Source organism: Thauera terpenica 58Eu (assembly GCF_000443165.1).
Taxonomy (GTDB): Bacteria; Pseudomonadota; Gammaproteobacteria; order Burkholderiales; family Rhodocyclaceae; genus Thauera; species Thauera terpenica.
On sequence record NZ_ATJV01000115.1, the window covers coordinates 1 to 1,625 of the forward strand.

General features: G+C 57.7%; 1 protein-coding gene. It reads left to right on the forward strand.

The genetic code is table 11. The features are described 5' to 3' along the window. The first annotated feature begins 89 nt into the window (after nucleotides 1–89). The gene (locus M622_RS38470; protein ID WP_169375164.1) at nucleotides 90–1,364 is read left to right on the forward strand and encodes a peptidase domain-containing ABC transporter; all 1,275 of its coding nucleotides are present in this window, start codon (nucleotides 90–92) and stop codon (nucleotides 1,362–1,364) included. Nucleotides 1,365–1,625: the final 261 nt, after the last annotated feature.

Here is a 1,625-nt window from a genome sequence, read left to right on the forward strand (position 1 = left end):
GAACTGAGATTGTGGGTCAGGCAGCGGAAAAATCATGCGCGGGGGCTCGCGGAACGGGTGCGCGCTGAAGAGAACACGGATTCAGGATGATGTCCTTCGGCATCATGCTCGCCTACAGTCCATCGCTCACGCTCATCGCCGTCGCCGCGGTGGCTGCCTATGCCGCACTGCGGTGGTTGTCCTACGCGCCGTTGCGCGAAGCAAACGCCGAATATCTGGTGCTGGCAGCCAAGGAGAACAGCCATTTCCTGGAAACGCTACGGACCATCGTGCCAATGAAGCTTTCCGGCCAACAAGCAGCACGCCGCGTTCGCTGGCAGAACTTGATGGTCGACGTCATTGACCGGGACGTGAGGACACAGAAGCTCGATTTGCTGTTCACCACCGCATCGGCTCTCATTACCGGGGGCGCGGCCCTATGGCTGCTTACGCAGGGGGCGGCGCAGGTGATGGAGAATACGCTCAGCGTCGGCATGTTGATGGCCTTCAGCAGCTACGCGGGAACTTTCTCCTCCCGTGTCACCAATCTGATCGGCCATGCAGTCGAGTTGAAGATGCTTGGGCTACACGGCGAACGCCTGGCGGACATCGCCCTCGAGGAAGCGGAACCTCTGGCAGAGGTCGAGACCGACCTGCAGCGGATCCGACCTTGCATTGCGTTGCGCAACATTGGTTTTCGTTACGCGGAAGGCGAGCCGTGGATCCTGCGGCATCTCGATTTCGAGATCGCCGCCGGCGAGTCGATCGCCATCGTCGGCCCTTCGGGTTGCGGTAAGAGCACGCTGATCAAGATCCTGCTTGGCCTTCTCCCTCCGACGGAGGGGGAGGTTCTCATCGATGGCATCCCGATCAGGCGGCTTGGCCTGTCGGTCTATCAGCAGCTGATCGGCGCAGTGATCCAGGACGACAGCCTGCTAGCCGGGTCGATTTCCGAGAACATCTCCTTCTTCGCTCCGGACTTCGATCAGGGACGCATGGAGGCTTGCGCCCGCACGGCAGCCATCCATGAAGAGATTCTTTCCATGCCGATGGGCTATCAATCCATTGTCGGGGAGATGGGCAGTAGCCTCTCGAGCGGGCAGAAGCAACGAGTGCTGCTGGCGCGGGCTTTGTACAAGCAACCGAAGCTGCTCATCTTGGACGAGGCCACAAGTCATCTCGATGCGCTGAACGAGCAGCGCATCGTCCAAGCAATTGCCCCCCTAAACCTAACCAAAATACAGGTCGCTCATCGCGCTGAGACCGTCGCCTGTGCCCAGCGGGTCATCGCCCTGAACGGGGAGCTCGGATGTGAGATTTTCGTCGTCTCTAATCCGATGTCTAGCCGTGCGGCATTAGAAGAGCCGCAGTCCATGCCAACCTAAATCTTCCAGCACTCCCATTATTGACGGTGATCACAATTGTCTTATAGAGCACCCCGCCAAGTTTAATTAGAAAGGAAGTTCCATGCGAAAACTCACAGATTCCGAAATTCAACAGGTTAACGGATCCGGCTCAACAACCTACAAGTTACCCTCCGGTGCCTCGCTGACGATCACACAGATGGGCGTTGGTGCACTATTAACAAACGCTTATATAACAATGGCCTAGATTCTGAGATTTTGGCATGATTCGCCCCTTTCCCC

Excerpts from the sequence above, each read along its gene's own strand:
- M622_RS38470 (WP_169375164.1), top strand. The coding sequence starts at position 90 with ATGTCCTTCGGCATCATGCTCGCCTACAGTCCATCGCTCACGCTCATC.